Raw genomic sequence first — 24,721 nt, 5'->3', positions numbered from 1 at the left:
GTTGAGAGAGCGCCACGATGTCCACTGAACCTCGCCATAGCGAAGGCCCGCATAACGGGCTCTTCGTCAACGGCCTCTGCAAGAGCTACGGACCGGTGCAGGTCCTGGCCGATGCGAGCTTCGAGGTGCGGCCGGGCGAGGTCGTGGCGCTGCTCGGCGAGAACGGTGCCGGGAAGTCGACGGTGTCCAACATCATCGCCGGTTCGACCAAGCCTGATGCCGGCACCATCATCTGGCGGGGGAAGCCCTATTCCCCCGCCAATCCCGCCGCGGCCATCGAGGCCGGCGTCGGCATGATCCATCAGGAATTGAAGCTGCTGCCGGACCTATCGGTGGCGGAGAATGTCTATGTCGGGCGGCTGCCGATGCGGGGCGGCCGCATCGACCGGGCAACCATGAACGCGAAGGCCTCGGCGCAATTGAAGCGCCTCGGCCTCGACGTCTCGCCCGAGCGCAAGGTGCGCACACTGCGCGTCGCGGCACAGCAGCAGGTGGAGATCGCCAAGGCGCTGACGCTGAATGCCGAGCTTCTGATCCTCGACGAACCGACCGCCGCGCTCGGCGGCGAGGAGACGGAGCTGCTGTTCAAGCAAATCCGCAAGCTCAAGGCCGAAGGCATGTCCTTCATCTATATCAGCCATCGGCTGGACGAGATCGCTCAGATCGCCGACCGCGTGGTGGTGATGCGCGACGGCCGCATCGTCGCCCGGCACGAGCGCGCCGACATCCCCGTGCGCACGGTCGTCGAGCAGATGGTCGGACGCAGCGTCGAACGCATGTTCCCGAAGCTGTCGGCGCCGGGCACCGAGACGGTGCTCGAAGTCGAGAACCTGTCCTCGCCGGAGCGCAGCTTCAACAATGTTTCGTTCGCGGTGAAATCGGGCGAAATCCTGGGCATCGCCGGGCTGATCGGCGCCGGCCGCACCGAACTGGTCAGGGCGATCGCCGGCGCCGATCCAATCTCGTGCGGCGCGGTGCGGGTCGCGGGCCAGCCTGTTCATCTCAGCGGCCCCGCGGCGGCGATCAGGGCCGGCGTCGTGCTGGTGCCGGAGGACCGGAAGGAACAGGGCGTCGTATTGGAGCAGACGATCGGCGAGAACCTCGCCATCGGCAATTTCGATCATGTCGCACCGAAGGGCTGGGTGTTTCCCAAAGCGGTTCAGAGGTTCGCCGAGGCCGGCATATCGAGGCTCGGCGTCAAGGGTCGGCCGAACCAGGCGGTCTCAAAACTTTCCGGCGGCAACCAGCAGAAGGTGATCATCGCCAAATGGGTGTCGCGGCCGCCCAAGGTGTTCATCCTCGATGAGCCGACGCGCGGCATCGACGTTGGCGCCCGCGCGGCGATCTACGATGTCATCGCCAACCTTGCCCGCTCGGGCATGGCCGTGGTGGTGGTCAGCTCGGATCTCGAGGAGGTGCTGGGGCTTTCGCACCGGGTTCTGGTGCTGAGCCGCGGCCGCCAGCGCGGCATCCTCGATCGCGACGAAGCAAGCAATGTCGCCGTGATGGAACTCGCCACGAGCTGAGGGCACGGCAGATGGGAATAAAGCGCAGCAGGTGATAGCCTCCCAAGCACCGGACCGCGCGGGGCGCCAGCAGGGCTGGCGCCCCTTCTTTCAGGGAGAGGGAGAAAGATGAAACTGTTCGATATTGATGGCGACGTGGCGCTGGTGACGGGCGCCGGCAGCGGCATCGGTCAAGCGATCGCCATCGGTCTGGCGGAAGCCGGCGCCGATGTCGCCTGCTTCGGCCACAGCTCGAAGGGCGGGCTGGAAGACACGGCCGACAAGATCAGGGCGCTCGGCCGCAAGGCGCTGGTGCTGACCGGAACTGTCACATCGCAGAGCGATCTCGCGGCAGCGGTCGAACGCGTCGAAAAGGAACTCGGCGCGCTGACGATCGCGGTCAACAATGCCGGCGTCGCCGGTGCCGAACCCGCCGAGACGCTGCCGATGGAGAAGTGGCAGAAGCTCTACGACGTCAATGTCAGCGGCGTGTTCCTGTCCTGCCAGGCCGAGGCGCGCGTCATGCTGCCCCGCCGCAAAGGCTCTATCATCAACATCGCCTCGATGTCCGGCTTGATCGTCAACCGCGGCCTGACGCAGGCGCACTATAATTCGTCCAAGGCGGCGGTGATCCACATGTCGAAGAGCCTCGCCATGGAGTGGGCCGATCGCGGCCTGCGCGTCAATGTGGTGAGCCCCGGCTACACGCTGACGCCGATGAACAAGCGGCCGGAGGTCGCCGAGCAGGTCAAGATCTTCGAGCGCGACACGCCGATGGGCCGCATGGCGAGGCCTGAGGAAATGGTCGGGCCGACCGTGTTCCTGGCGAGCCGGGCCGCGAGCTTCGTCACCGGCATCGACCTCATCGTCGATGGCGGCTTCGTCTGCTGGTAGGAGAAAGAAAAAGTGCAGAAGCGTTTCGAAGGAAAGACGGCAATCGTCACAGGCGCCAGCGGCGGCATCGGTGCGGCCATGGCGAGGCGTTTCGCGGCGGAAGGTGCGGCGGTCGTGATCAGCGCCATTGATCCGCGCGTCGACGAGGTCGCCGCCGGCCTGAAGGCTGCGGGCGCGAAGGTCGCCTCGATGCGCATGGACGTGACGAAGAAGGACGAGGTCGAAGCGCTTTACGATCTCGCGGAGAATGAATTCGGTCGGGTCGACATTTCGGTGCAGAACGCCGGCGTCATCACCATCGCCAAAATCGAGGCGATGACGGAATCCGAGTGGGACAAGGTGATGGCGGTGAACACGAAAGGCGTGTTCCTGTGCTGCCAGGAAGCGATCGCGCGCATGCGCAAGCACGGCCAAGGCGGCCGGCTGATCAACACCGCGTCCGGCCAGGCGCGGCAGGGTTTCATCTACACGCCGCATTACGCGGCGTCGAAATTCGGGGTTGTCGGCATCACGCAGAGCCTGGCCAAGGAAGTGGCCAAGGAAAAGATCACCGTCAATGCCATCTGCCCCGGCATCATCGACACCGACATGTGGGCCTATAACGACACCGCATGGGGCAAGCTGCTCGGCGACTACAAGCCGGGCGAGCTGATGGCGGAATGGGTGAAGAACATCCCGATGGGCCGCGCCGGCAGCGGCGAAGACGTCTCAGGCCTCGTCAGCTTTCTCGCCAGCGATGACGCGGCCTACATCACTGGACAGACCATCAATGTCGACGGCGGCCTGATCATGTCGTGAGAAGGCCTGCGATGCGTTGAGTGACCGCGGCGCCAGCCTCACTGCGACCCAGGCAGCCGGGTCGCGACAGCCGATTTCATCGCCGGTTCTGCGACATAAGACGGCTTGCCGCCGTGATTGCGCTCCTGTATCGCCACCGAATATGTTCACCTCGAGTGAAATAAATCGGCGGAAAGTTGAGGGCGCCATGGCGAAGAAGACGACCGACACCAAGCCTTCCAGCGCTAGCGCCCAAGCCAAGCCGTTGCCGAAGAGCGTCTCGGCGGACGGGCGAACCGTGCGAACCATCCGCGCGCCGCTGACGCAGAATCCGCACGCCGTCCGCGACACGCGCGAGAAAGTGCTGGAGGTGGCGATCGGCCATGAGGTGCGCGCCTTCCGCAAGAAGCTGGGCATCACCGTCGCCGATCTCGCGGCCGCCACCGACATTTCGTTGGGCATGCTGTCGAAGATCGAGAACGGCATCACCTCGCCGTCGCTAACCACGCTGCAGGCGCTGTCGCGGGCGCTCGGCGTGCCGGTCACCGCCTTCTTCCGCCGCTTCGAGGAAGAGCGCGCCGCCGTCTTCGTCAAGGCCGGCGAAGGCGTCGACGTCGAGCGGCGCGGCACACGCGCCGGCCACCAGTACAATCTGCTTGGACATATCGGCGCCAACACCAGCGGCGTGGTGGTGGAGCCCTATCTGATCACGCTGACCGAGGACTCCGACGTGTTCCCGACCTTCCAGCATGCGGGTATGGAGTTCCTCTATATGCTCGAGGGCGAGGTCGTATACCGGCACGGCAGCAATCTCTATCCGATGAAGCCGGGCGACAGCCTGTTCTTCGATGCCGATGCGCCGCATGGGCCGGAAGAACTGACACAGCTGCCGATGCGCTATCTCTCCATCATCTGCTATCCGCAGAACAGCACGACCTGACCAACCCGAACCCGGACATCGTTCGGTGACGCATTCGTCGAAGGTCCGACCTCGCGAAGCATTTCCGTGGCATTTCCACCAGCTCGTGCCGGCGTTGTGCCGTCCGCGGTAATTTTCCTGCAGGCAAATAGTTTTATCCACAGGCAATCCTGCGGCGGACCCCCAAACCGTTTACCGAACGGAAACCCGGCTTGACAACTTCGCGGTTCGGGCAGAACTTATGAAAAAAATTTCACTCTGTTGAAAGAGTGGACGCCCGGTCGATTGCGGGGCCGGACGTCGAGAAAAGGGGAAAAACCGATGTCCGACCTTAAGCAGCGCATCGAAGCGCTGTACCGTTCCGACGTGCGCGGATCCGTGCTCCTGATCGTCTGCCTTTGGGCGACGATCCTCTTCGTCCTCTTGATGACCTGGGCCTACATCCCCGACAGCGGGATCAAGCTCGTGGTGGTGATCGCCGCGGCCGCGGTGCTGATCTTCAACACCGCCGCCATCCTGGCGATGCTCAACCACTACAAGGAAGACAAGGATTTCATCTACGGCCTCGACATCAAGAACGCCGATGCGTTCCGCAACCGCCAGTCCTGAAGGGAGAAAGCATGTCCCGCTACATTCCGCCGGAGCAGAGCAAGGCCGGTCAGGTCTTCGACATCGCCGTCGTCGTCGTCGCCATTTTCGTGGCGCTTTGGTTGCCGCTGAAACTCGGCCTCGCGGGTGCTGCGAAATCGATCGACGTGCTCGACGCCAAGACCTGGGAAGCGCTCGGCCAGAACGCGACCATGGCCTCAATCTGGGAAAAGCTCGGCTACACGCCGGAGACCGCCCACGACATCATCCAGAACCGCTTCCATTACATCATCGACTGGCCGACGCTGATCATCATGGCGGTGGTGCTGATCGCCTATTTCGTCTTCATGTTCCGCGCCTCCGATCGCGAATATCGCGAGGTGATCAACGAGAAGTTCGACGGCAAGTAACCCGGGAACACGATCATGTGGATGACAGTCTCTTACGCATGCTGGGGCATCTCGATCCTGCTCGCGCTGTGGATGCTCTACGACTGGTTCAAGGTCGACACGACCTATTCCGAGGAGACGCTGACCTCCTCGCGCGAAGGCGAGCTTGAAGCCGTCTCCGAAAAGCACCGGATCTGAGTGGAGCCTCACCAATGACAGTCGCGGTTGAAACGAGAGAAACGGTGGTCCACGGCGACCGGGTCTCACTGCTACGCGTGCTTGGCCCCGCCCATGTCTGGGCGCTCGGCGTCGGCATCGTGCTGGTCGGCGAGTTCACCGGCTGGAATTTTGCCGCCGACAAGGGCGGCGCGCTCGCCGCGCTGATCGTCTGCTGGATCGTCGGCCTGCTCTACACCTCGGTCGCCATGATCGATTCCGAGGTGACGTCCACCGTCGCCGCCGCCGGCGGCCAGTACGCGCAGGCCAAGCACATCGTCGGGCCACTGATGGCTTTCAACGTCGCGCTGTTCCTGGTCTTTGCCTACACGATGCTCGAAGTCTCGGATGCGATCCTGCTCGGCGACACCATCGTTGCCAAAGCAGGTGTCGAGGGATTGACCCACAATTCCTTCATCGCCGCCACCATCGTCGTGCTGGCATGGCTCAACTATCGCGGCGTGCTGATGACGCTCAACGTCAACTTCGTCATCACGGCGATCGCCTATATCTCGATCGTCATCCTGTTCTTTTCGGTCAGTCCATGGACGCAAGGGGCGGTGCTGAAGCTCAACGAACTGGTCACTCCCGGCAACGCGCTGCCCTATGGCTGGATCGGCGTGATCGCCGCCTTCCAGTTCGGCATCTGGTACTATCTCGGCATCGAGGGCACCACGCAAGCGGCCGAGGAAGTGCGCTCGCCGGCGCGTTCCCTGCCCTATGGCACGATGGCCGGCATGATCACGCTTCTGATCGCCGCCGCCATGACCTGGTATGTCTGCGCCTCGCTGATGCCGTGGGAATATCTCGGCATCACCTATTATCCGCTCTGGGACGCCGGCAAGCTGACCGGCAGCCCGCTGCTCGAGAACCTGCTCTTCATCGCGACGCTGCTTGCAGCCCTTGCCTCGGCCAATGGCTGCATCAATGACGCCGCCCGCGCCTGGTTCTCGCTCGGCCGCGACCGCTACCTGCCGAGCTGGTTCTCGGCGGTGCATCCGAAGTATCGCACGCCCTATCGGTCGATCCTGTTCCTGCTGCCGATCGCGCTGGCCTTCGCCTTCATCGCCGATCTCAACCAGGCGATCACCTTCTCGATCCTGTCGGGCGTGCTGCAATACACCTTCATGAGCATCAACATCATGATGTTCCGCAAGAAGTGGCCGCTCGGCTCGATCCGCCGTGGCTACACGCATCCCTTCCATCCGCTGCCGGCGATCGTGCTGTTCTGCCTGTGCGTGGTGACCTTTTTCGCCATCTTCCTCGGCTTCGGCTCGCAGCTGATCGCGATGATCGCCTTCTACTTCCTGATCTCGCTGTGGTTCCACTTCTACCGCTACAAGTTCGTGCGCCGCGGCGACCAGTTCACCATGCCCTGGCCGAAGCCGCAGGGCTATTGAACGGAAAAAGACCCGCCGCCTGGCGGCGGGTCTTGGTGTGTCGAGATGTCTGAGTTGACGTCAGTCTTGTTTGCCGGGGCGATCGTATTTGCGGTCGTCCTTCACCTTGCCTGGCTTGCGCGCTCCAGCCGCAACAGGGCCAGGGCGGCGCTCGCCGACGACGAGGCCGCCATCCGCGCCGTTATTCGCGACGCGATCGACGTCTCCGACGGCACGGCCGGCGTCGCTACCTGGGCGGGTTCGCACAAGGGCGAGCGAGCGCAGGTGCGTACCATCGTTGACACGCTCGCGACCAGAAAGCTTCCCGCGCGCTGGCTCAGCGTGTCGATCACCGAGCCGGTGGCGGTGCCGGGCGTTTTCGACATGATGATGCGGCCGGGATCGCCGACGAGCTTCTCCAATTTCGACCATCTCGAACACACGCTGCCGAAGACGGCGGCGTTCCCCGACGAGGCGGTGCTGCGGACAGACCGCAAAGGCATCGTCTTCCCGCAGGAGGTGATCGCCGCGCATGCCGGGATATTCGGCGAAAGCCGCGCCAAGGAATTGCTGATCACGCCGAAGGGCGTGCGCATCGTGTGGCTGCTGGCCCAGGCCGATCGGGCGCGCTACGGTGTGTTCCGGCAAGCCGCTTTCGGCGAGGCGAGGCTCGATCCGGCATTGATCGAAAAACTGCTCGGAGCCGCATCCTCGGTTCGCGACGCGATCAACCAGTGCGAGAGGCAGGCCGCATGAGCAACGCCACCGAACCCGCCGCCCGGCCTTCGAACCCTTATCTTGTGCTGGCCTCCGCGATCGCCCTGCCGGGCAGCGGACATGTCATGCTCGGCTTGCCGGCGCGGGGCCTGCAGTTCCTGTTCTTCATGGTGATCCTCGGCTGGGTCACAACCAAGGTGGCGCCGGCGGATGCCAGCTTCATCGGTCGCCATGCCGGCGGGTTCCTGATCTATGCGCTGTCGATCCTCGATGCCTACAGGATAGCGCGCATTCGCCACGCGATATGGACCCACGGCCATCCGGACGGCGACAACGCTACAAGCGGCTCGAAGGCGGAAATATAATCAGAGGAAAATTTCTTTCATACCATTGAATTCGCGGATTTCATTCGGTACACCATCTGGAAGCCACAAACGTCGGAGGCTGACATGTGCGGAATCGTCGGACTTTTCCTCAAGGACAAGACGCTGGAGCCGAAGCTCGGCGCCATGTTGTCGGAGATGCTGATCTCGCTCAGCGACCGCGGTCCGGACAGCGCCGGCATCGCCATCTATGGCGCGGCGACCGGCAACGAGGCCAAGATCACCGTGCAGTCGCCGAAACCCGAGCGCGATTTCCGCGGCCTCGACGTCGAGCTCGCCAAGGCGGTCGGCGCGCCGGTGAGCGTCGCGGTGAAGTCGACGCATGCGGTTATCCGCACCACGCCCGACAAGGTCGACGCCGCGCGTGAGGCGCTGCAGTCGCTTCGGCCCGATATCCGCATCATGGGCGCCGGCGAAGCGGTCGAGATCTACAAGGAAGTCGGCCTGCCGGAAGCCGTCGTCGATCGCTTCGACGTGCGCTCGATGACCGGCACACATGGTATCGGCCACACCCGCATGGCGACGGAATCGGCGGTCACTACGATGGGCGCGCATCCCTTCTCGACCGGCGCCGACCAGTGCCTGGTGCACAACGGTTCGCTCTCCAACCACAACAATGTCCGCCGCGAGCTGGTGCGCGAAGGCATGACCTTCGAGACAGAGAATGATACGGAAGTGGCGGCCGCCTATCTCTCCAACAGGATGGCGCATGGCAAGAATCTCGGCGAGGCGCTCGAAGGCACGCTCTCCGACCTTGACGGCTTTTTCACCTTCGTCGTCGGGACCAAGAACGGCTTCGGCGTTGTGCGCGATCCGATCGCCTGCAAGCCGGCCGTGATGGCCGAGACCGACCAGTATGTCGCGTTTGGCTCGGAATATCGCGCGCTCACCAAATTGCCCGGCATAGACAATGCGAGGGTCTGGGAGCCGGAGCCCGCAACGGTCTATTTCTGGGAGCATTGAGTTCATGCCTGCAACACCCATGCCGAAGGCACATCGCGAGCAAGGCCATGCGAGGGTCTTCGACCTCGCAGAACAGTCGCTGCGCGAGCTGAACCAGGCGCTTCATCAGCTGACCCCCGGCTCGAACGAGACCGCTTGGGAAGTGCTCAACCCGAAAGGCAGCCATTCGGTCGCCGTCGGCGTCGACCAGCCGATCAGCATCGATGTGCGCGGCAGCGTCGGCTATTACTGCGCCGGCATGAATGATGGTGCCGCGATCACCGTGCATGGCTCGGCCGGCCCCGGCGTCGGCGAGAACATGATGTCCGGCTCGATCGTGGTCAAAGGCGATGCCAGCCAGTATGCCGGCGCCACCGGCCGCGGCGGCCTCTTGGTCATCGAGGGCAATGCTTCCTCGCGCTGCGGCATCTCGATGAAGGGCATCGATATCGTCGTGCACGGCAATATCGGCCACATGTCGGCCTTCATGGCGCAGTCCGGTAATCTGGTGGTGCTGGGCGATGCCGGCGACGCGCTGGGCGATTCCATCTATGAGGCGCGGCTCTTCGTGCGCGGCAAGGTCGAAAGCCTGGGTGCCGACTGCATCGCCAAGGAGATGCGGCCCGAGCATATCGAACTGCTGCAGGGCCTGCTCGACAAGGCCGGCGTCACCGACGTCGAGGCTTCGGAGTTCAAGCGCTACGGCTCGGCCCGGAAGCTCTACAATTTCAATATCGACAACGCCGACGCGTATTGAGGCAAGATGACCTACCGCAACCCGCCGACGACGCCACGCAAGTCCGCGACCTTCGACGACTACACGCTTTCCGAAATCCGCCGCGCGGCCGCGACCGGCATCTATGACATCCGCGGGGCCGGCGCCAAGCGCAAGCTGCCGCATTTCGACGACCTCCTGTTCCTCGGCGCCTCGATCTCGCGCTATCCGCTTGAAGGCTATAGGGAGCGCTGCGACACCAGCGTGGTGCTGGGCTCGCGCCACGCCAAAAAGCCGATCGAGCTGAAGATCCCGATCACCATCGCCGGCATGAGCTTCGGCTCGCTCTCCGGTCCGGCCAAGGAAGCGCTCGGCCGAGGCGCGACGCTTTCCGGCACCTCGACCACTACCGGCGACGGCGGCATGACCGAGGAAGAGCGCGGCCATTCGAAGACGCTGGTCTACCAATACCTGCCGTCGCGCTACGGCATGAACCCGCGTGACCTGCGCCGTGCCGACGCGATCGAAGTTGTCGTCGGACAGGGCGCCAAGCCCGGCGGCGGCGGCATGCTGCTGGGACAGAAGATCTCCGACCGCGTCGCCGAGATGCGCACGCTGCCCAAGGGCATCGACCAGCGATCGGCCTCGCGCCATCCCGACTGGACCGGCCCCGACGATCTCGAGATCAAGATCCTGGAGCTGCGCGAGATCACCGACTGGGAGAAGCCGATCTACGTCAAGGTCGGGGGCGCCCGTCCTTATTACGACACCGCGCTTGCGGTGAAGGCCGGCGCCGACGTCGTCGTGGTCGACGGCATGCAGGGGGGCACCGCCGCGACCCAGGAAGTATTCATCGAGAATGTCGGTCAGCCGACGCTCGCCTGCATTAGGCCGGCGGTGCAGGCGCTGCAGGACCTCGGCATGCACCGCAAGGTGCAGTTGATCGTCTCCGGCGGCATCCGCAACGGCGCCGATGTCGCCAAGGCGCTGGCGCTCGGCGTCGACGCGGTGTCGATCGGCACCGCCGCACTCGTGGCGCTCGGCGACAACGACCCGCGCTGGGAGGCGGATTACAACGCGCTCGGCACCACGGCCGGCGCCTATGACGACTGGCACGAAGGCAAGGACCCGGCCGGCATCACCACGCAGGATCCCGAGTTGATGAAGCGCGTCGATCCGATCGCCGCCGGTCGGCGGCTCGCCAACTACTTGAAGGTGATGACGCTCGAGGCTCAAACCATTGCCCGCGCCTGCGGCAAGAACAGCCTGCACAATCTCGAGCCCGAGGACCTGGTCGCGCTCAGCATCGAAGCAGCCGCCATGGCCGGCGTGCCGCTTGCCGGCACCAACTGGATACCGGGGAAGAACGGCTTCTAGGACACACCATCGAGGATCACATAAGCGAGGAACTATAATGGGGAACGATCTCGCCGCATTCGCCAAGGAGAACGGCGTCAAATACTTCATGATCTCCTACACCGACCTGTTCGGCGGGCAGCGTGCCAAGCTGGTGCCGGCGCAGGCGATCGCCGACATGCAGAAGGACGGGGCCGGATTTGCCGGCTTCGCCACGTGGCTCGATCTCACGCCGGCGCATCCCGACATGCTGGCGGTGCCGGATCCGGATTCGGTGATCCAGCTGCCGTGGAAGCCGGAGGTAGCCTGGGTGGCGGCTACGTGCGTGATGGACGACAAGCTCGTCGACCAGGCGCCGCGCAACACGCTGAAGCGCCTGATCGAAGAGGCCGCCCGCGACGGCATGCATGTCAAGACCGGCATCGAGGCCGAGTTCTTCCTGATCTCGCCGGACGGCAGCGCTATCTCCGACCAGTACGACACGGCGTCGAAACCCTGCTACGACCAGCAAGCGGTGATGCGCCGCTACGACGTGATCGCCGAGATCTGCGACCATATGCTGGCGCTGGGCTGGGGTCCGTACCAGAACGACCATGAGGACGCCAACGGCCAGTTCGAAATGAACTGGACCTTCGATCACGCGCTGGCGACCGCCGACAAGCACTCTTTCTTCAAGTTTATGGTCAAGTCAGTTGCGGAAAAGCATGGGCTGCGCGCGACTTTCATGCCCAAGCCCTTCCAGGGCCTGACCGGCAATGGCTGCCATGCGCACATCTCGGTGTGGGACGAGACCGGCAAGACCAATGTCTTCGCCGACAATTCGGAGGAGCTCGGCCTGTCCGCCAAGGGCAGGAACTTCCTCGGCGGCATCATGAAGCATGCTTCGGCACTTGCCGCGATCACCAATCCGACGGTCAACTCCTACAAGCGCATCAACGCGCCGCGCACCATTTCGGGCGCCACCTGGGCGCCAAACACGGTGACCTGGACCGGTAACAACCGTACCCACATGGTGCGCGTGCCGGGACCGGGCCGCTTCGAGCTGCGTCTGCCGGACGGCGCCGCCAATCCCTATTTGCTGCAGGCAGTGATCATCGCTGCCGGCCTCGACGGCATCCGCTCGAAGGCCGATCCCGGCAAGCGCTACGACATCGACATGTACCAGTTCGGTCATACCGTGACGGATGCGCCGAAACTGCCGCTCAACCTGCTCGATGCGCTGCGTGAGTTCGACAAGGACAAATCGCTGAAGGCGGCCCTGGGTGAGGAATTTTCGTCGGCATATCTAAAGCTGAAGCAACAGGAATGGAATTCCTATGCTTCGCACTTCACGCAGTGGGAGCGCGACCACACGCTGGACATCTAAAGCCCGTCGGCCGTGCAATCTGATGCGATAGAGAAGAGTCGGCGTGGGCGAGCGGCCTCGGAATGATTTCATGAAATACTCGATCTTCTCGCTCGCCCGTGCCGCCCTCTCCGGCCACAAGACCTGGAAGCCGACCTGGCGGGATGCGGCTCCAAAGGATCGCTACGACGTGGTGATCATCGGCGGCGGCGGGCACGGGCTGGCGACCGCCTGGTTCCTCGCCAACGAGTTTGGCATCCGCAACGTTGCGGTGCTGGAGAAGGGCTGGATCGGCTCCGGCAATGCCGGCCGCAACACCACCATCATCCGCTCCAATTACGGCCTGCCCGGCAACACCGGCTTTTACGAATTGTCGATGAAGCTGTGGGAGCGGATGGAGCAGGATTTGAACTACAACGCGATGGTCAGCCAGCGCGGCGTCATCAACCTCTACCATTCCGACGCGCAGCGCGACGCCTTTGCCCGACGCGGCAACACCATGCGCATCAACGGCATCGATGCCGAGTTGCTCGACCAGGCGGCGCTCAGGAAGATGATGCCGTTCCTGAACTTCGACAATGCGCGCTTCCCGGTGCAGGGCGGGCTGTTGCAGCGACGCGGCGGCACGGCACGTCACGATGCCGTGGTCTGGGGCTACGCGCACGCGGCGAGCGAGCTCGGCGTCGACATCATCCAGAACTGCGAAGTCACCGGCTTCATGCGCGACACCAACGGCAAGGTCTCCGGCGTCGAGACCTCGCGCGGCCGGATCGGCGCCGGCAAGGTCGGCATGGCGGTCGCGGGCAGTTCCTCACGCGTCGCGGCGATGGCCGGACTGCGCCTGCCGATCGAGAGCCATGTACTGCAGGCCTTCGTCTCCGAAGCGATCAAGCCGCTCCTGCCCAACGTCATGACCTTCGGCGCCGGGCATTTCTATGTCAGCCAGTCGGACAAGGGCGGGCTGGTGTTCGGCGGCGACATCGACGGCTACAACTCCTATGCCCAGCGCGGCAATCTGCCTGTCGTGGAGGATGTTTGCGAAGGCGGCATGGCGCTGATCCCGATGATCGGCCGCGTGCGGCTTCTGCGCCAGTGGGGCGGCATCATGGACATGTCGATGGACGGCTCGCCGATCATCGACAAGAGCCCGGTCGACGGCCTCTATCTCAATGCCGGCTGGTGCTATGGCGGCTTCAAGGCGACGCCTGGCTCCGGCTTCGTCTTTGCTCATCTCATCGCCCGCGATCAATCGCACAAGGAAGCCGCCCGCTTCCGCCTCGACCGGTTCCAGCGCGGCGCCATGATTGACGAGAAGGGCCAGGGCGCCCAACCGAACCTCCATTGAAGACCCGACCATGCGCATAGTCTGTCCCTTCTGCGGCGAACGCGAACTCGGCGAGTTCACCTATCTCGGCGACGCCAAGCCGCAGCGCCCGCCTGCCGATGCCGGTGAAGACGCCGTCTACGACTACGTCTACCTGCGCGACAACATCGCCGGTGTGATAAGCGAGCATTGGTATCACGGCGGCGGCTGCCGGGCCTGGCTGAAGGTCACGCGCAACACGCTGACGCATGAGATTTCGGCTGTCGAGCCGGCGGCGGGCGCCGGCTCCGCCAAGGTTGGTGCTTGATGCGCGGCAACCAGGCAAACCGTCTGGCCGCCGGCGGCCTTATCGACCGCTCGACGCCGCTGAGCTTCCGCTTCGACGGCAAGACACTCTCCGGCTTCCAGGGCGATACGCTTGCCTCGGCGCTCGTCGCCAACGGCGTCAAGCTGGTCGGCCGCTCGTTCAAATATCACCGCCCGCGCGGCATCCTGACGGCGGGCTCGGAAGAGCCCAACGCGCTGGTCGAGCTGCGCAGTGGCGCGAGGCGCGAGCCGAACACCAAGGCAACGACCGCCGAGCTCTATGAAGGGCTCGAGGCCGCCAGCCAGAACCGCTGGCCGTCGCTCAATTTCGACGTCATGGCGGTCAACCAGCTCTTCGCGCCGATTTTCGTCGCCGGCTTCTACTACAAGACCTTCATGTGGCCGGCGAAATTCTGGGAAGCGATCTACGAACCGGCGATCCGCCGCGCCGCCGGCCTCGGCCGCGCGGCGGGCATTCCCGATCCCGATCGCTATGACAAAGCATGGGCGCATTGCGACGTGGCGATCGCCGGCTCCGGCCCGGCCGGCCTCGCCGCCGCCGTTGCCGCCGCGCGCTGCGGCGCGCGCGTCATCCTGTGCGAGGAGGATTTTGTCCTCGGCGGGCGCTTGCTGGCCGATGGCGGTACGATCGACGGGCTGCCGGCGGCCGAATGGATTGCCCGTACCCTGGACGAACTCGCGGCGATGCCGGACGTTCGCATCATGACGCGCACGACGCTGTTCGGCGTGTATGACGGCGGTACCTATGGCGCGATCGAGCGCGTCAACGACCATCTGTCCCTACCGCCGGAGCATCAGGTGCGGCAGCGGCTTTGGCGTATCGCCGCCAAGCGCTGTGTCGTCGCGGCGGGCGCGATCGAACGTCCCATCGTCTTTGCCGGCAACGATACGCCTGGCGTGATGATGGCGTCGGCCATGCGCAGCTACATTAACCGCTACGCCGCTGCACCGGCGCGACGTATTGCGCTGTTCACCAACAATGAGGATGGCTGGCGCACGGCGGAGGCTGCGATCGCAACCGGACTGCAGGTCGCTGCGGTGATCGATGGGCGGCCAGACGTTTCGCCGGCCCGTCGCTCGCTGGCCGGCAAGGGCGGCTTCCCGGTGCTCAACGGCTCAGTCAGTGGCGTCGACGGCGGCAAGAGCGGTGTGCGCAAGATTTCCGTGTCGCTGACCGGCGGCGCGCGCGCCGAAGTCGAGGCCGACGGGCTTGCCGTCTCCGGCGGCTGGAACCCTGTGGTCGGCCTCACCTCCTATCATCGCGGCCGGCCGAAATGGCGCGACGATATCGCCGCCTTCGTGCCGGACGGCGCGCCGCCCGGCATGGCGGCGGCAGGCGCGGCGAACGGCGCCTTCGGCCTTGGCGCCTGCCTGCGGGAAGGTTTCGAGGCAGGTGCGGCAGCGGCGCGCGATACGGGACGGAGCGGCAACGCCGGATCGGCGCCCCTCGCCGACGACGAGGCCTTTTCGCTGACGCCGCTCTGGCATGTCGCCGGCAAAGGCAAGGCCTTCGTCGACCAGCAGCATGACGTGACGGCGTCCGATGTCGAGCTGGCGCAGCGCGAGGGTTTCGAGTCGGTCGAGCATCTGAAGCGCTACACGACGCTCGGCATGGCGACCGACCAGGGCAAGACCTCGAATGTCGCCGGCCTCGCCATCATGGCGGCGGTGTCGGGTAAATCCATTCCCGAAACCGGAACGACGATCTACCGGCCGCCTTATGTGCCGGTCGCCATCGGCGCCTTCGCCGGTCACCATCGCGACGAGAATTTCCATGCGACGCGGCTGACGCCGTCGCATCACTGGGCGGCCGAACAGGGCGCGGTGTTCGTCGACACCGGCCTGTGGAAGCGCGCGCAATGGTATCCGTTGCCCGGCGAAAAAGACTGGCTGGAATCGGTGACCCGCGAGGTCAAGGCGGTGCGAAGCGGCGTCGGCTTCTGCGATGTCTCGACGCTGGGCAAGATCGACGTGCACGGCCCGGATGCCGGCGCCTTCCTGGACCGCGTCTATATCAACGCGTTCTCCAGCCTCGCAGTCGGCAAGGCGCGTTATGGACTGATGCTGCGCGAGGACGGTGTCGTCTATGACGACGGCACCACCTCGCGCCTGGCCGAGGACCATTATTTCCTCACAACCACGACCGCCAAGGCCGGGCTGGTGATGCAGCATCTGGAATTCTGCCGCCAGGTCCTATTCCCCGAACTCGACGTGCAGCTGACCTCGGTCTCCGACCAGTGGGCGCAATTCTCCATCGCCGGTCCGAAGACCCGCGATCTGCTGAAGGAGATCGTCGATCCGGCCGAGGACCTGTCGAACGAAGGCTTTCCGTTCATGGGCGCGCGCGAAGTCAAGCTGCGCGGCGGCCTCAAGGCGAGGCTGTTCCGGATCTCCTTCTCCGGCGAGATGGCGTTCGAGATTTCGGTGCCGGCGCGCTACGGCGAGGCTCTGGCGCGCAACCTGCTGATCGCGGGAAAGCCGTTCGGCGTGACGCCTTACGGCACCGAGGCGCTCGGCGTGATGCGCATCGAAAAGGGCCATGTCGCCGGGCCGGAGCTCAACGGCACCACAACGGCTGCCGATCTCGGTCTCGGCAAGATGATGTCGACCAAGAAGGATTTCATCGGCCGCGTCATGGCCGGCCGTGAAGCACTCGTCGCGCCGAACCGGCAGGTGGTCGCCGGCATCAAGCCGACCGACAAGGCGCGCCGCCTACGCTCCGGCGCGCACATCGTTCCCAAGGGCGAGACCCCCGGACCAGACAACGACCAGGGCTATGTCACCTCGGTCTGCTTCTCGCCGGTGCTCGACCAGTGGATCGGGCTCGGCCTCGTCGAGCGCGGCCGCGAGCGCATCGGCGAGATCGTGCGCGCGCATGATCCGCTGCGCGGCGAGGAGTACGATGTCGAGCTCTGCAATTCCGTCTTCTACGATCCGGATGGAGCGCGCCAGCGTGGCTGATTTTTCCTGGAACATCCGCAGCCCGCTCGAGCGCGCCCTGGTCGCCGGCCGTTATGGCGCGCCGGGCGAAGCCGGCGTGTCGCTGACCGAGATCCGCAATTTCGACCTCGTTCAGGTGATGGCGCGGCGCGGCAAGGCGGCCGAGACGGTCAATGCCGCGAAGGCTCGCTTCGGCGTCGGCGCGCCGGAAACACCCGAGGCGGTCGACACGGCCGACGCGACGCTGATCTGGTCAGGACCGGACCAGTTCCTGGTGCTGTCGAGAGGCGGCGGGCAAAGGATGGAGATCCTTGCCCGCGTGTTTGCCGGTTTCGCCTCGCTTTCCGATCAATCACATGCGCGCGCGTTGATCAGCGTTTCCGGCGACAAGGCGCGCACGATGCTGGCCAAGCTGTCATCGATCGACCTGCACTCCGAAATATTCCCGGTCGGCACGGCAGCCGCCACCTCGATCGACCATACCAGCGTGACGCTCTGGCGCGGGAAGAACCGACAAGACGGCCAGGCCGTGTTCAACCTCTTGGTATTCGCAACCTTCGCCGAAAGCCTGTGGCAAACGATGCTCGACTCGGCCGCGGAGTATGGCGTGACGATCGCGCATTCCGAGGAATTGGCGTAGGCGCCTCGCCGAGCGCGCCGCGGCGGCGAGTGCCGTTCTTTCGATGCGCATCATCCGCCGCCGGCTTTCGCCGATGGCGGATGATTCGAGGTTGCCACCTTCTTATTCCGCAGCCAGCGCCAGCTGCGGTCTTTCGATGCCTTCGACCTGTTCCGGCTCCGGCGCCTGCTCGTCGGTCTTGGCCTTCTTGGGCTCGCGGCCGAAGAACAGGGCATAGCCCGCCGGCAGCACCAGGATGGTGAGCACGGTGGCGACGAGAATGCCGCCCATCATGGCGTAGGCCAGAGGCCCCCAGAAGACGGCGCGCGAGATCGGGATCAGCGCAAGCACCGCGGTCAGCGCCGTCAGCATGATCGGGCGGAAGCGGCGCACCGCAGCGCCAACGATCGCTTCCGATCGATCCATGCCGGCGGCGATGTCCTGGTCGATCTGGTCGACCAGGATGATCGAGTTTCGCATGATGATGCCGAGCAGCGCTATGACGCCGAGGATGGCGACAAAGCCGAACGGCGCGCCGCTGATCAGAAGGGCTGCCGCGGCGCCGATGATGCCCAGCGGGCCGGTGGCAAGCACCAGCATCGACTTGCCGAAATGCTGCAGCTGGACCATCAGCAAGATGACGATGACGGCCAGCATGATCGGTGCCTTGGCGGCGATCGAGGCCTGGCTTTCGGCCGAGTCCTCCGCGCCGCCCTGGATCTCGATCTTGTAGCCGGGGGCAAGGCCGGCGCGCAGGTCCTTCATGTCGTTGTACATCTTGGTGACGACGTCGTTCGACTGCACGCCATCTGGCAACGTGGCGCGCACGCTGATGGTCGGCAGACGGTCGCGCCGCCACTCGATGCCCTGCTCCATCACGGGCACCACTTTCGCCACCTGGGACAGGGGCACGGAGCCGCCGAAGTCGGTCGGGATGTAGACGGAGTCGACCGAGGACAGCAGATGACGGGTCGCCTCCGGCTCGCGGGCGACGATCGAGACCGTCTCTTCGCCGTCGCGGAAATCGTCGAGCCGCGCACCGGACATGGTTGCCTGCAGCATCTGGCGAATGCGCTGCGATGTGACGCCTAGTGCCCGGGCTCGGTCCTGGTCGATCACCAGCTTCATCGCCGGCACCGGCTCCAGCCAGTCGTCATGGACGGCGCCGAGCAGCGGGTTTGCTTCGAACCTTGCCTTCACCTCGTCGGCGATGCGGCGCACCTCCTGGCGATCCGGCCCCATGATGCGCATTTGCACCGGCCAGCCGGTCGGCGGCCCGAGGAACAAACGATCGACCTTGGCGCGGATCGACGGGAAGTCCTTGGCGAGGATGCCTCGCATCTTGACGATCAGACGCTCGCGCGCCGGCTCATCCTTGGCCATCACCAGAAGCTGGGCAAAGTTCGGATTGCGAAGCTGCTGGTCGAGCGGCAGGAAGAAGCGCGGAGCGCCCTCGCCGATATAGGTAGCGATGAAGCGCTTGTCCTGGTCGTCCATCATCTTCGCTTCGAGCGCCTTGGCTTGGTTCTCGACTTCCTTGATCGAGGTACCTTCCGGCAGCCAGAGATCGACCAGAATTTCCGGACGTGACGACTGCGGGAAGAAGTTCTGCGGGATGAACTGGAAGGCCCAGAGGCTGGTGCCGAAAGTGACCAGCGTCATCGCCAGCACGATGATGCGGTGGCGCACGGCCCAGGTGACCGTCGCACGCAGCCGCCGGTAGAAGCCGGTGTCGAAGACGTCGTGGTGGGTGCCGGCGTGCTTGCGCTGCTTCAGGATCATGTAGCCTAGCCAGGGCGTGAAATAGACCGCGACGAACCACGACACGACCAGTGCGATGCCGACGACATAGAACAGCGTGCGCACATATTCGCCCGCGGTGGAGGCCGCGAAACCGACCGGGATGAAGCCCGCGGTGGTGATCAGCGTGCCGGTCAGCATCGGGAAGGCGGTCGAGGAATAGGCGAAGCTCGCCGCCTCGATCTTGACCAGCCCCTCCTCCAGCTTGCGCTCCATCATCTCGACGACGATCATGGCGTCGTCGACCAGCAGACCGAGCGCGATGATCAGCGCGCCGAGCGAGATGCGCTGCAGGTCGATGCCGATCTCGTACATGATGGCGAAGGTGGCGGCTAAAACCAGCGGGATGGCGATCGCGATCACCAGGCCGGAGCGCCAGCCGATCGACAGGAACGAGACGACGAGAACGATCAGCAACGCTTCGCCGAGCGCCTCCATGAATTCGTTGACGGCATCCTTGACCACCTCCGGCTGGTCGGAGATCTGGTCGACCGCAACGCCATAGGGCAGACCTTCCTCGAAGCGCTTGTAGGTCGCCTCGACATCCTTACCGACGTCCCTGACATTGAAGCCCTTGGCCATGACGACGCCGACCTGGACGCTTTCGTGGCCGTTGAAGCGGTACTTGCGCTCATAAGGGTCCTCGAGGCCGGAAGAGACCGTGGCGATGTCGCCAAGACGCGTCACCTGATTGCCGGCGCGCAGCCTCAGCTCGCGGATATCGGCGGCCTTGGTGACGTCGCCCTCGACCGAGATGCGAACCGAGCGCAAGCCGGTATCGACCGAGCCCGCCGGATCGACGGCGTTCTGCCCTTTCACGGCATTCTGCAGGTCAAGCACCGTCAGGCCGCGCTCGGCGAGCGCCTTGGAGGACACATCGATATAGATCTTCTCGGGCTGGTCGCCGATGATGACGGCCTTTTCGACGCCCGGCGTCGCCAGCAGCATGTCGCGCGCCTGAACGGCGAATTTCTTCAGCTCGGGATAGGTGAAGCCGTCGCCGCTGATCGAATGCAGCGTGATGAAGGTGTCGCCGAACTCGTCGTTGAAATAGGGGCCGAGCAGGCCCTGCGGCAGTTCGTTGGCGATATCGCCGACCTTCTTGCGCACCTGGTAGAAGGCATCCTTCACCTCCTCGGCGTTGGTGTCGCCCTTTACCTGGAGCGTGATGATGGCGCTGCCGGCGCGGGTGTAGGAGCGGACAAAGTCGAGATGCGGCGTCTCCTGCAGCTTGCGCTCGATCTTGTTGACGACCTGGTCTTCCATGTCCTGGATCGAGGCGCCCGGCCAGACTGCCTGCACGACCATGACGCGGAAGGTGAAGTCCGGGTCTTCCTTCTGGCCCATGCGCATCAGGCCTAGCGCGCCGGCCAGAATAATGAGGCCGAACAGGAAGCGCGCGATGCTCGGATGCCCGATCGCCCAGCGCGAGAGGTTGAAGGGACGCTTTTCAGTGCTGCTGTCCGTGGTCATGGCGCAGGTCCAGTCCAATTGGCGGCAAGGCAGCATGCCTTGCGGCTCATGAGTTCTCAGTGGGCTTCCGGGCGGCGAGCACCTCAAGCGGAGAGAGACTCGCAATCGCGCTCGACGCGGCCGTGGTGCGGGGGATACCAATGCCGCGTCTCGTCGATCGGGCGATTTCGCCGCCCGGAACCCATGCCCTGCCCGGCTCGCGGCTCACGGCAGCGAGGTCGGGAAAGGCGTTCTTTCGCCTGGTTAGCGCAGGCTGCTAGTGGCGGCGACGTCATCCTCCGCCGAGGCGGACTGCTGGGCGGCATCGCCGGAAAGCTTCACTTTCAGATTGTCGGTCATGAACTGTGTGCCGGCGGCCACCACCACGTCGCCCTGCTTCAAACCTTCGGCAACGGCAACGCCGTCGGCGGTGAAGTTCGCCACCTTGATTGGGCGCGGATGCACCGTGTCGGACGCGCGGTCGACCGTCCAGATGATGTGCTTGCCGTCCTTCTCAGCCATGGCGGTCAGCGGGATCGACACCAGCTGCGCCTTGCTGCCGACGGTCGCCGCGACATTGGCGGTCATGCCGAGCAGCACGCGCGGATCGTTGGGCAGCGACACCCGGACCGCGAAGGTGCGCGACTGCGGATCGGCGCTGCCGGCCACCTCGCGGACCTTGCCGTCAAGGGTCAGCGCCTCGTCCGACCAGAAGCTCGCCTTGACCTCCTTGCCCGGCCGGAAGCCGGCGATGTCCATTTCCGGCACCGCGATCAGCACTTCCTTCTCGCCGTCGACGGCAACCGTCATGACCGGCGTGCCGGCGCCGACCACCTGACCGATATCGGCCGAGATGGCGGTGACGATGCCGGCCTTGCCGGCTTTGAGATCGGTGTAATGGACCTGGTTCTGCGCCTGGGCCAGGGTCGAACGGGCGGCATCGCGCGTCGCCACGGCCTGATCATAGCTCAGAACGGCCTGATCGAGCTGCGACTTAGGCGCGAAGTTCTTGGCATAGAGCTGCTCGGCGCGCTTCCTGGCGAGATCGACGGTCTCGACCTGCCGCTCGGCGGCGTCGAGGCTCGCCTCGGCGCTCTTCACCGACAGCTCGTAGTCGGAGGGGTCGACGCGGGCAAGCACATCCCCCTCGTTGACATGCTGGCCGATGTCGACGAGACGCTCGGTGACCTTGCCGGCGATGCGGAAGCCGAGATTCATCTCGGTGCGGGCGCGCACCGAACCGGAATAGTCGAGCTGGCGCGTGGTCTCGGCCTCGCCGATCTCGACGACCTTCACCGGCCGGATGACTTCCTGGACTTCCGCTTTCTTCTCTTGGCTGCAGCCGGCAAGCCCGAGCGCCGCGACAACGACGCCGACGACTGGGAGGCCGGCGGCCGGCAGCCTGCGGAGGATGGAACTGGACAAAGACACCTTAGCACTCCCGAACTGGAGATAAACGTCGACCGGCACCCGGCGGGGCAGCGGCTATTTCAAGGCTCTGATTGCATAGTCGATAAGGTCGTCCGGCATTGCCCGGTTGGTCTTGGCAAGGCACTGGGCGACCATCTGCGGATGGCACAGGATGACGGTGGAGGCGCCGAAACAGCGCGAGGCGATCACCGGGTCCTGCTTCCTGAACTCGCCGGCCTCTATGCCGTCGCGGATGACGTCGGCGAGCAGGTCGTGGATGCGGTCGACATGCTTGTCGATGACGCCCCAGTCGCGCTCGAGCGCGACGATCACCATCTCATGCACCTTCTGGTCGTCGAGCATGACTTCCAGCGTCATCTTGTACTGGGCGTGAACGTAACGGCGCAGCCGCTCCTCCGCGCTAATCGGCAGGCGCGAAATCTCGTAGGCCATCGCGTAGCTGGCGCCGAGCATGCGGCCGCAGACGGCCTGGTGGATTTCGACCTTAGAGGCGAAGAAGCGGTAGATGTTGGCCGGCGACATGCCGAGCTCGCGGGCAATGTCGGCAACGTTGGTCTTGCCGTAGCCGTAATGCCGGAACAGGCGCTCGGCACAGTCGAGAATGCGCGTCACATTCTCCTGTCTGGCGGGGTCGGCCACGATGTTGGCGGCTTCTGACATGGTGCTTTCGATTTACGAGTGACGAATTTCAATTTTCGTCACTCGTAAATCGAAAGCAGCAAAGAGTCAACGCGGAATCGATATACGCGTACAAAATGGTGACAGATGGTGACAGTTGCGAGGGGCCAATGAGCGACGTTGGCGGTTGGCCAATGACGCCCTGTGCCGTCCTCATCCTAGGGCGAAGCAAGGAGCGAAGCGACGCGCACAGACGTCGCGGCTGCTGGCGCAAACTGTCGACATCAAGGCCATGTTGGAGGGAGTGAACTACGCCCCCTTCGCCATTTCCCTCAACCTGAACTTCTGGATCTTCCCCGTAGACGTCTTCGGAATGTCGGCGAACACCACCGCCTTCGGGACCTTGAAGCGGGCGAGCAACCCACGGCAATGCTCGATGATCTCGGCCTCGGTCGCAACCTTGCCGGGCTTCAGCTCGACATAGGCGACAGGCACCTCGCCCCATTTCTCGTCTGCGCGGGCAACCACTCCGCAAGAGGCGACGGACGGGTGCTTGTAGAGCGCGTCCTCGACCTCGATGGACGAGATGTTCTCGCCGCCTGAGATGATGATGTCCTTGGAGCGGTCCTTGAGCTGGATGTAGCCGTCCGGGTGCATGACACCGAGATCGCCGGAGTGGAACCAGCCGCCGGCAAAAGCCTCGTCGGTGGCCCTGCGGTTTTTCAGATAGCCCTTCATGACGATGTTGCCACGGAACATGACCTCGCCGATGGTCTCGCCGTCGGCCGGCGTCTCGACCATCGTCTCGGGGTTCATCACGGTCAACCCTTCCAGCGCGGCATAGCGCACGCCCTGGCGCGCCTTCTTCGCCGTCCTCGGGCCCTTCTCCAGCTCGTCCCACTCATTGTGCCATTCGTTGACGACGGCCGGCCCATAGGTCTCGGTCAGGCCGTAGAGATGGGTGACGGCGAAGCCGGCATCGGCCATGCCGGAAAGCACCGCCTCGGGCGGCGGCGCGGCGGCCGTGTTGAAGGTGACGGTCTGGGCAAACTGGCGCTTGTCCTCGTCTTTCGCGTTGATCAGCACCGACATAACGATCGGCGCGCCGCAAAGATGGTTAACGCGATGGTCGGCGATGGCGTCATAGATCGGCTTTGCCCGTACCCAGCGCAGGCAGACATGGGTGCCGGCCTGCACGGCGAGCGTCCAGGGAAAGCACCAGCCGTTGCAGTGGAACATCGGCAGCGTCCAGAGATAGACGGCGTGCTTGGCCATGCCCGCGTGGATGGTGTTGGTGTAGGCCATCAGGGCCGCGCCGCGGTGATGGTAGACGACGCCCTTCGGATTGCCGGTCGTGCCGGAGGTGTAGTTGAGCGAGATGGCGTCCCACTCGTCGTCGGGCATCGACCATGCAAAAGCCTCGTCGCCGCCGGCGACGAAGTCCTCATAGTCGAGCGTGCCGATCCGCTGGCCCTTCGGATAGGGCGCATCGCCGGCGTAGTCGGGATCGTCATAGTCGATGACCAATGGCTTGGCCTTGGCCGATGCCAGCGCCGCCCTGACCACGCCCGAGAACTCGCGGTCGACGATCAGCACCTTGGTGTCGGCATGGTCGAGCTGAAAGGCGATGACGGCGGCATCGAGGCGGGTGTTCAGCGAATGCAGCACCGCCTTCACCATCGGCACGCCGAAATGCGCCTCCAGCATCGGCGGCGTGTTCGACAGCATCACCGTTACCGTATCCCCCTTGCCGATGCCATGCCTCGACAGCGCCGAGGCGAGCTTCAGCGACCGCCGCCAGAAATCGCGATAAGAGATGCGCTGGCTGCCGTGGATAATGGCCACATGGTCGGGATAGGTCTTGGCCGCCCGCTCAAGGTAGGTGAGCGGCGTCAGCGGCTGGTGGTTGGCGGCGTTCCGTTCGAGATCCTGTTCGTAGGGATTGGCCATCCCATCCTCCCCAAAAGTCTTTTCGAGCTTTCTAACCGCAGGCCCGCGATCATGCCATCCCCCTGAACGATCGGGAAATGCTATGACATGAGCGCTCGGTAGAAGAGCAGCCCGGAACATGCCGGCGCCGGAGGA

The 24,721-nt window shown here is 64.5% G+C and carries 22 protein-coding genes; 18 read left to right on the top strand and 4 right to left on the bottom strand.

The window, feature by feature from the left end; all coding sequences use genetic code 11:
- Positions 1–17: 17 nt before the first annotated feature.
- The 18 genes from P9230_RS12645 (at position 18) to P9230_RS12560 (ending at position 17,356) form a co-directional block, all read left to right on the top strand.
- Positions 18–1,526 carry a sugar ABC transporter ATP-binding protein gene (locus tag P9230_RS12645; RefSeq protein ID WP_278119284.1) on the top strand — a complete coding sequence of 503 codons (1,509 nt, stop codon included), beginning with the start codon at positions 18–20 and terminating at the stop codon, positions 1,524–1,526.
- Positions 1,527–1,634: 108 nt separating this feature from the next.
- Entirely contained in the window at positions 1,635–2,399 is a 765-nt protein-coding gene (locus P9230_RS12640) for an SDR family oxidoreductase (protein WP_278119282.1), read from the top strand.
- Between the two features lie 12 nt (positions 2,400–2,411).
- Positions 2,412–3,197 (top strand): glucose 1-dehydrogenase, encoded by a 786-nt coding sequence (locus P9230_RS12635; protein WP_067327767.1) that lies wholly within the window; start codon positions 2,412–2,414, stop codon positions 3,195–3,197.
- A gap of 187 nt (positions 3,198–3,384) precedes the next feature.
- Entirely contained in the window at positions 3,385–4,116 is a 732-nt protein-coding gene (locus P9230_RS12630) for a helix-turn-helix domain-containing protein (protein WP_067327766.1), read from the top strand.
- A gap of 300 nt (positions 4,117–4,416) precedes the next feature.
- The gene (locus tag P9230_RS12625) at positions 4,417–4,704 is read left to right on the top strand and encodes a hypothetical protein (protein ID WP_066988933.1); all 288 of its coding nucleotides are present in this window, start codon (positions 4,417–4,419) and stop codon (positions 4,702–4,704) included.
- An 11-nt stretch (positions 4,705–4,715) separates the two neighbouring features.
- A complete protein-coding gene (locus tag P9230_RS12620) occupies positions 4,716–5,093 on the top strand; it encodes a hypothetical protein (RefSeq protein WP_095800950.1) in 378 nt (125 codons plus the stop codon).
- Between the two features lie 15 nt (positions 5,094–5,108).
- A complete protein-coding gene (locus tag P9230_RS12615; protein ID WP_082953998.1) occupies positions 5,109–5,270 on the top strand; it encodes a hypothetical protein in 162 nt (53 codons plus the stop codon).
- Positions 5,271–5,284: 14 nt separating this feature from the next.
- On the top strand, positions 5,285–6,688 hold the full coding sequence (locus P9230_RS12610) for an amino acid permease (protein WP_067327764.1): 1,404 nt from the start codon (positions 5,285–5,287) through the stop codon (positions 6,686–6,688).
- Positions 6,689–6,733: 45 nt separating this feature from the next.
- Entirely contained in the window at positions 6,734–7,423 is a 690-nt protein-coding gene (locus P9230_RS12605; protein WP_278119279.1) for a hypothetical protein, read from the top strand.
- Complete coding sequence (locus tag P9230_RS12600; protein ID WP_278119277.1) at positions 7,420–7,749, top strand: hypothetical protein; 330 nt, start codon at positions 7,420–7,422, stop codon at positions 7,747–7,749. The genes P9230_RS12605 and P9230_RS12600 overlap by 4 nt, the downstream gene beginning before the upstream one ends.
- 84 nt (positions 7,750–7,833) lie before the next feature.
- Positions 7,834–8,730 carry a glutamine amidotransferase family protein gene (locus tag P9230_RS12595; protein WP_067327761.1) on the top strand — a complete coding sequence of 299 codons (897 nt, stop codon included), beginning with the start codon at positions 7,834–7,836 and terminating at the stop codon, positions 8,728–8,730.
- A 4-nt stretch (positions 8,731–8,734) separates the two neighbouring features.
- Positions 8,735–9,466, top strand: coding sequence for a GXGXG domain-containing protein (locus P9230_RS12590; protein WP_278119274.1), 732 nt, complete (start codon positions 8,735–8,737; stop codon positions 9,464–9,466).
- A 6-nt stretch (positions 9,467–9,472) separates the two neighbouring features.
- Positions 9,473–10,801, top strand: a complete 1,329-nt coding sequence (locus P9230_RS12585; protein WP_095781788.1) for an FMN-binding glutamate synthase family protein — start codon at positions 9,473–9,475, stop codon at positions 10,799–10,801.
- A gap of 37 nt (positions 10,802–10,838) precedes the next feature.
- Positions 10,839–12,146 (top strand): type III glutamate--ammonia ligase, encoded by a 1,308-nt coding sequence (glnT, locus tag P9230_RS12580; protein ID WP_066988949.1) that lies wholly within the window; start codon positions 10,839–10,841, stop codon positions 12,144–12,146.
- Positions 12,147–12,216: 70 nt separating this feature from the next.
- A complete protein-coding gene (locus P9230_RS12575) occupies positions 12,217–13,470 on the top strand; it encodes a sarcosine oxidase subunit beta family protein (protein ID WP_278055439.1) in 1,254 nt (417 codons plus the stop codon).
- Between the two features lie 10 nt (positions 13,471–13,480).
- Positions 13,481–13,756, top strand: coding sequence for a sarcosine oxidase subunit delta (locus P9230_RS12570; RefSeq protein WP_278119272.1), 276 nt, complete (start codon positions 13,481–13,483; stop codon positions 13,754–13,756).
- Positions 13,756–16,737 carry a sarcosine oxidase subunit alpha gene (locus tag P9230_RS12565; protein ID WP_278119270.1) on the top strand — a complete coding sequence of 994 codons (2,982 nt, stop codon included), beginning with the start codon at positions 13,756–13,758 and terminating at the stop codon, positions 16,735–16,737. Before P9230_RS12570 ends, P9230_RS12565 begins: the two co-directional genes overlap by 1 nt.
- Positions 16,730–17,356 carry a sarcosine oxidase subunit gamma family protein gene (locus tag P9230_RS12560; RefSeq protein ID WP_278119268.1) on the top strand — a complete coding sequence of 209 codons (627 nt, stop codon included), beginning with the start codon at positions 16,730–16,732 and terminating at the stop codon, positions 17,354–17,356. The genes P9230_RS12565 and P9230_RS12560 overlap by 8 nt, the downstream gene beginning before the upstream one ends.
- Positions 17,357–17,458: 102 nt before the next feature.
- On the opposite strand, the gene P9230_RS12555 is transcribed toward P9230_RS12560, so the two are convergent.
- From P9230_RS12555 to P9230_RS12540, 4 genes are all read right to left on the bottom strand, one after another.
- Complete coding sequence (locus tag P9230_RS12555) at positions 17,459–20,608, bottom strand: efflux RND transporter permease subunit (protein ID WP_278119266.1); 3,150 nt, start codon at positions 20,606–20,608, stop codon at positions 17,459–17,461.
- Positions 20,609–20,851: 243 nt separating this feature from the next.
- Positions 20,852–22,018, bottom strand: coding sequence for an efflux RND transporter periplasmic adaptor subunit (locus tag P9230_RS12550; protein WP_278119264.1), 1,167 nt, complete (start codon positions 22,016–22,018; stop codon positions 20,852–20,854).
- A gap of 54 nt (positions 22,019–22,072) precedes the next feature.
- Positions 22,073–22,678 (bottom strand): TetR family transcriptional regulator, encoded by a 606-nt coding sequence (locus P9230_RS12545; RefSeq protein WP_066988962.1) that lies wholly within the window; start codon positions 22,676–22,678, stop codon positions 22,073–22,075.
- A 267-nt stretch (positions 22,679–22,945) separates the two neighbouring features.
- The gene (locus P9230_RS12540; RefSeq protein ID WP_278119261.1) at positions 22,946–24,586 is read right to left on the bottom strand and encodes an acyl-CoA synthetase; all 1,641 of its coding nucleotides are present in this window, start codon (positions 24,584–24,586) and stop codon (positions 22,946–22,948) included.
- Positions 24,587–24,721 lie beyond the last annotated feature (135 nt).

The sequence above is a fragment of the Mesorhizobium sp. WSM4887 genome (assembly GCF_029625865.1).
In the GTDB taxonomy this organism is placed as follows: domain Bacteria; phylum Pseudomonadota; class Alphaproteobacteria; order Rhizobiales; family Rhizobiaceae; genus Mesorhizobium.
The sequence above is the reverse complement of the archived record's forward strand: the minus strand, read 5'-3'. Positions and strand labels throughout refer to the sequence as shown.

Excerpts from the sequence above, each read along its gene's own strand:
- P9230_RS12565 (WP_278119270.1), top strand. The coding sequence starts at position 13,756 with ATGCGCGGCAACCAGGCAAACCGTCTGGCCGCCGGCGGCCTTATCGAC.
- P9230_RS12620 (WP_095800950.1), top strand. The coding sequence starts at position 4,716 with ATGTCCCGCTACATTCCGCCGGAGCAGAGCAAGGCCGGTCAGGTCTTC.
- P9230_RS12540 (WP_278119261.1), bottom strand. The coding sequence starts at position 24,586 with ATGGCCAATCCCTACGAACAGGATCTCGAACGGAACGCCGCCAACCAC.
- P9230_RS12595 (WP_067327761.1), top strand. The coding sequence starts at position 7,834 with ATGTGCGGAATCGTCGGACTTTTCCTCAAGGACAAGACGCTGGAGCCG.
- P9230_RS12545 (WP_066988962.1), bottom strand. The coding sequence starts at position 22,678 with ATGTCAGAAGCCGCCAACATCGTGGCCGACCCCGCCAGACAGGAGAAT.
- P9230_RS12570 (WP_278119272.1), top strand. The coding sequence starts at position 13,481 with ATGCGCATAGTCTGTCCCTTCTGCGGCGAACGCGAACTCGGCGAGTTC.
- P9230_RS12575 (WP_278055439.1), top strand. The coding sequence starts at position 12,217 with ATGAAATACTCGATCTTCTCGCTCGCCCGTGCCGCCCTCTCCGGCCAC.
- P9230_RS12640 (WP_278119282.1), top strand. The coding sequence starts at position 1,635 with ATGAAACTGTTCGATATTGATGGCGACGTGGCGCTGGTGACGGGCGCC.
- P9230_RS12630 (WP_067327766.1), top strand. The coding sequence starts at position 3,385 with ATGGCGAAGAAGACGACCGACACCAAGCCTTCCAGCGCTAGCGCCCAA.
- P9230_RS12645 (WP_278119284.1), top strand. The coding sequence starts at position 18 with ATGTCCACTGAACCTCGCCATAGCGAAGGCCCGCATAACGGGCTCTTC.
- P9230_RS12590 (WP_278119274.1), top strand. The coding sequence starts at position 8,735 with ATGCCTGCAACACCCATGCCGAAGGCACATCGCGAGCAAGGCCATGCG.
- P9230_RS12555 (WP_278119266.1), bottom strand. The coding sequence starts at position 20,608 with ATGACCACGGACAGCAGCACTGAAAAGCGTCCCTTCAACCTCTCGCGC.
- P9230_RS12610 (WP_067327764.1), top strand. The coding sequence starts at position 5,285 with ATGACAGTCGCGGTTGAAACGAGAGAAACGGTGGTCCACGGCGACCGG.
- P9230_RS12615 (WP_082953998.1), top strand. The coding sequence starts at position 5,109 with ATGTGGATGACAGTCTCTTACGCATGCTGGGGCATCTCGATCCTGCTC.
- P9230_RS12600 (WP_278119277.1), top strand. The coding sequence starts at position 7,420 with ATGAGCAACGCCACCGAACCCGCCGCCCGGCCTTCGAACCCTTATCTT.
- P9230_RS12625 (WP_066988933.1), top strand. The coding sequence starts at position 4,417 with ATGTCCGACCTTAAGCAGCGCATCGAAGCGCTGTACCGTTCCGACGTG.
- glnT (WP_066988949.1), top strand. The coding sequence starts at position 10,839 with ATGGGGAACGATCTCGCCGCATTCGCCAAGGAGAACGGCGTCAAATAC.
- P9230_RS12585 (WP_095781788.1), top strand. The coding sequence starts at position 9,473 with ATGACCTACCGCAACCCGCCGACGACGCCACGCAAGTCCGCGACCTTC.
- P9230_RS12605 (WP_278119279.1), top strand. The coding sequence starts at position 6,734 with ATGTCTGAGTTGACGTCAGTCTTGTTTGCCGGGGCGATCGTATTTGCG.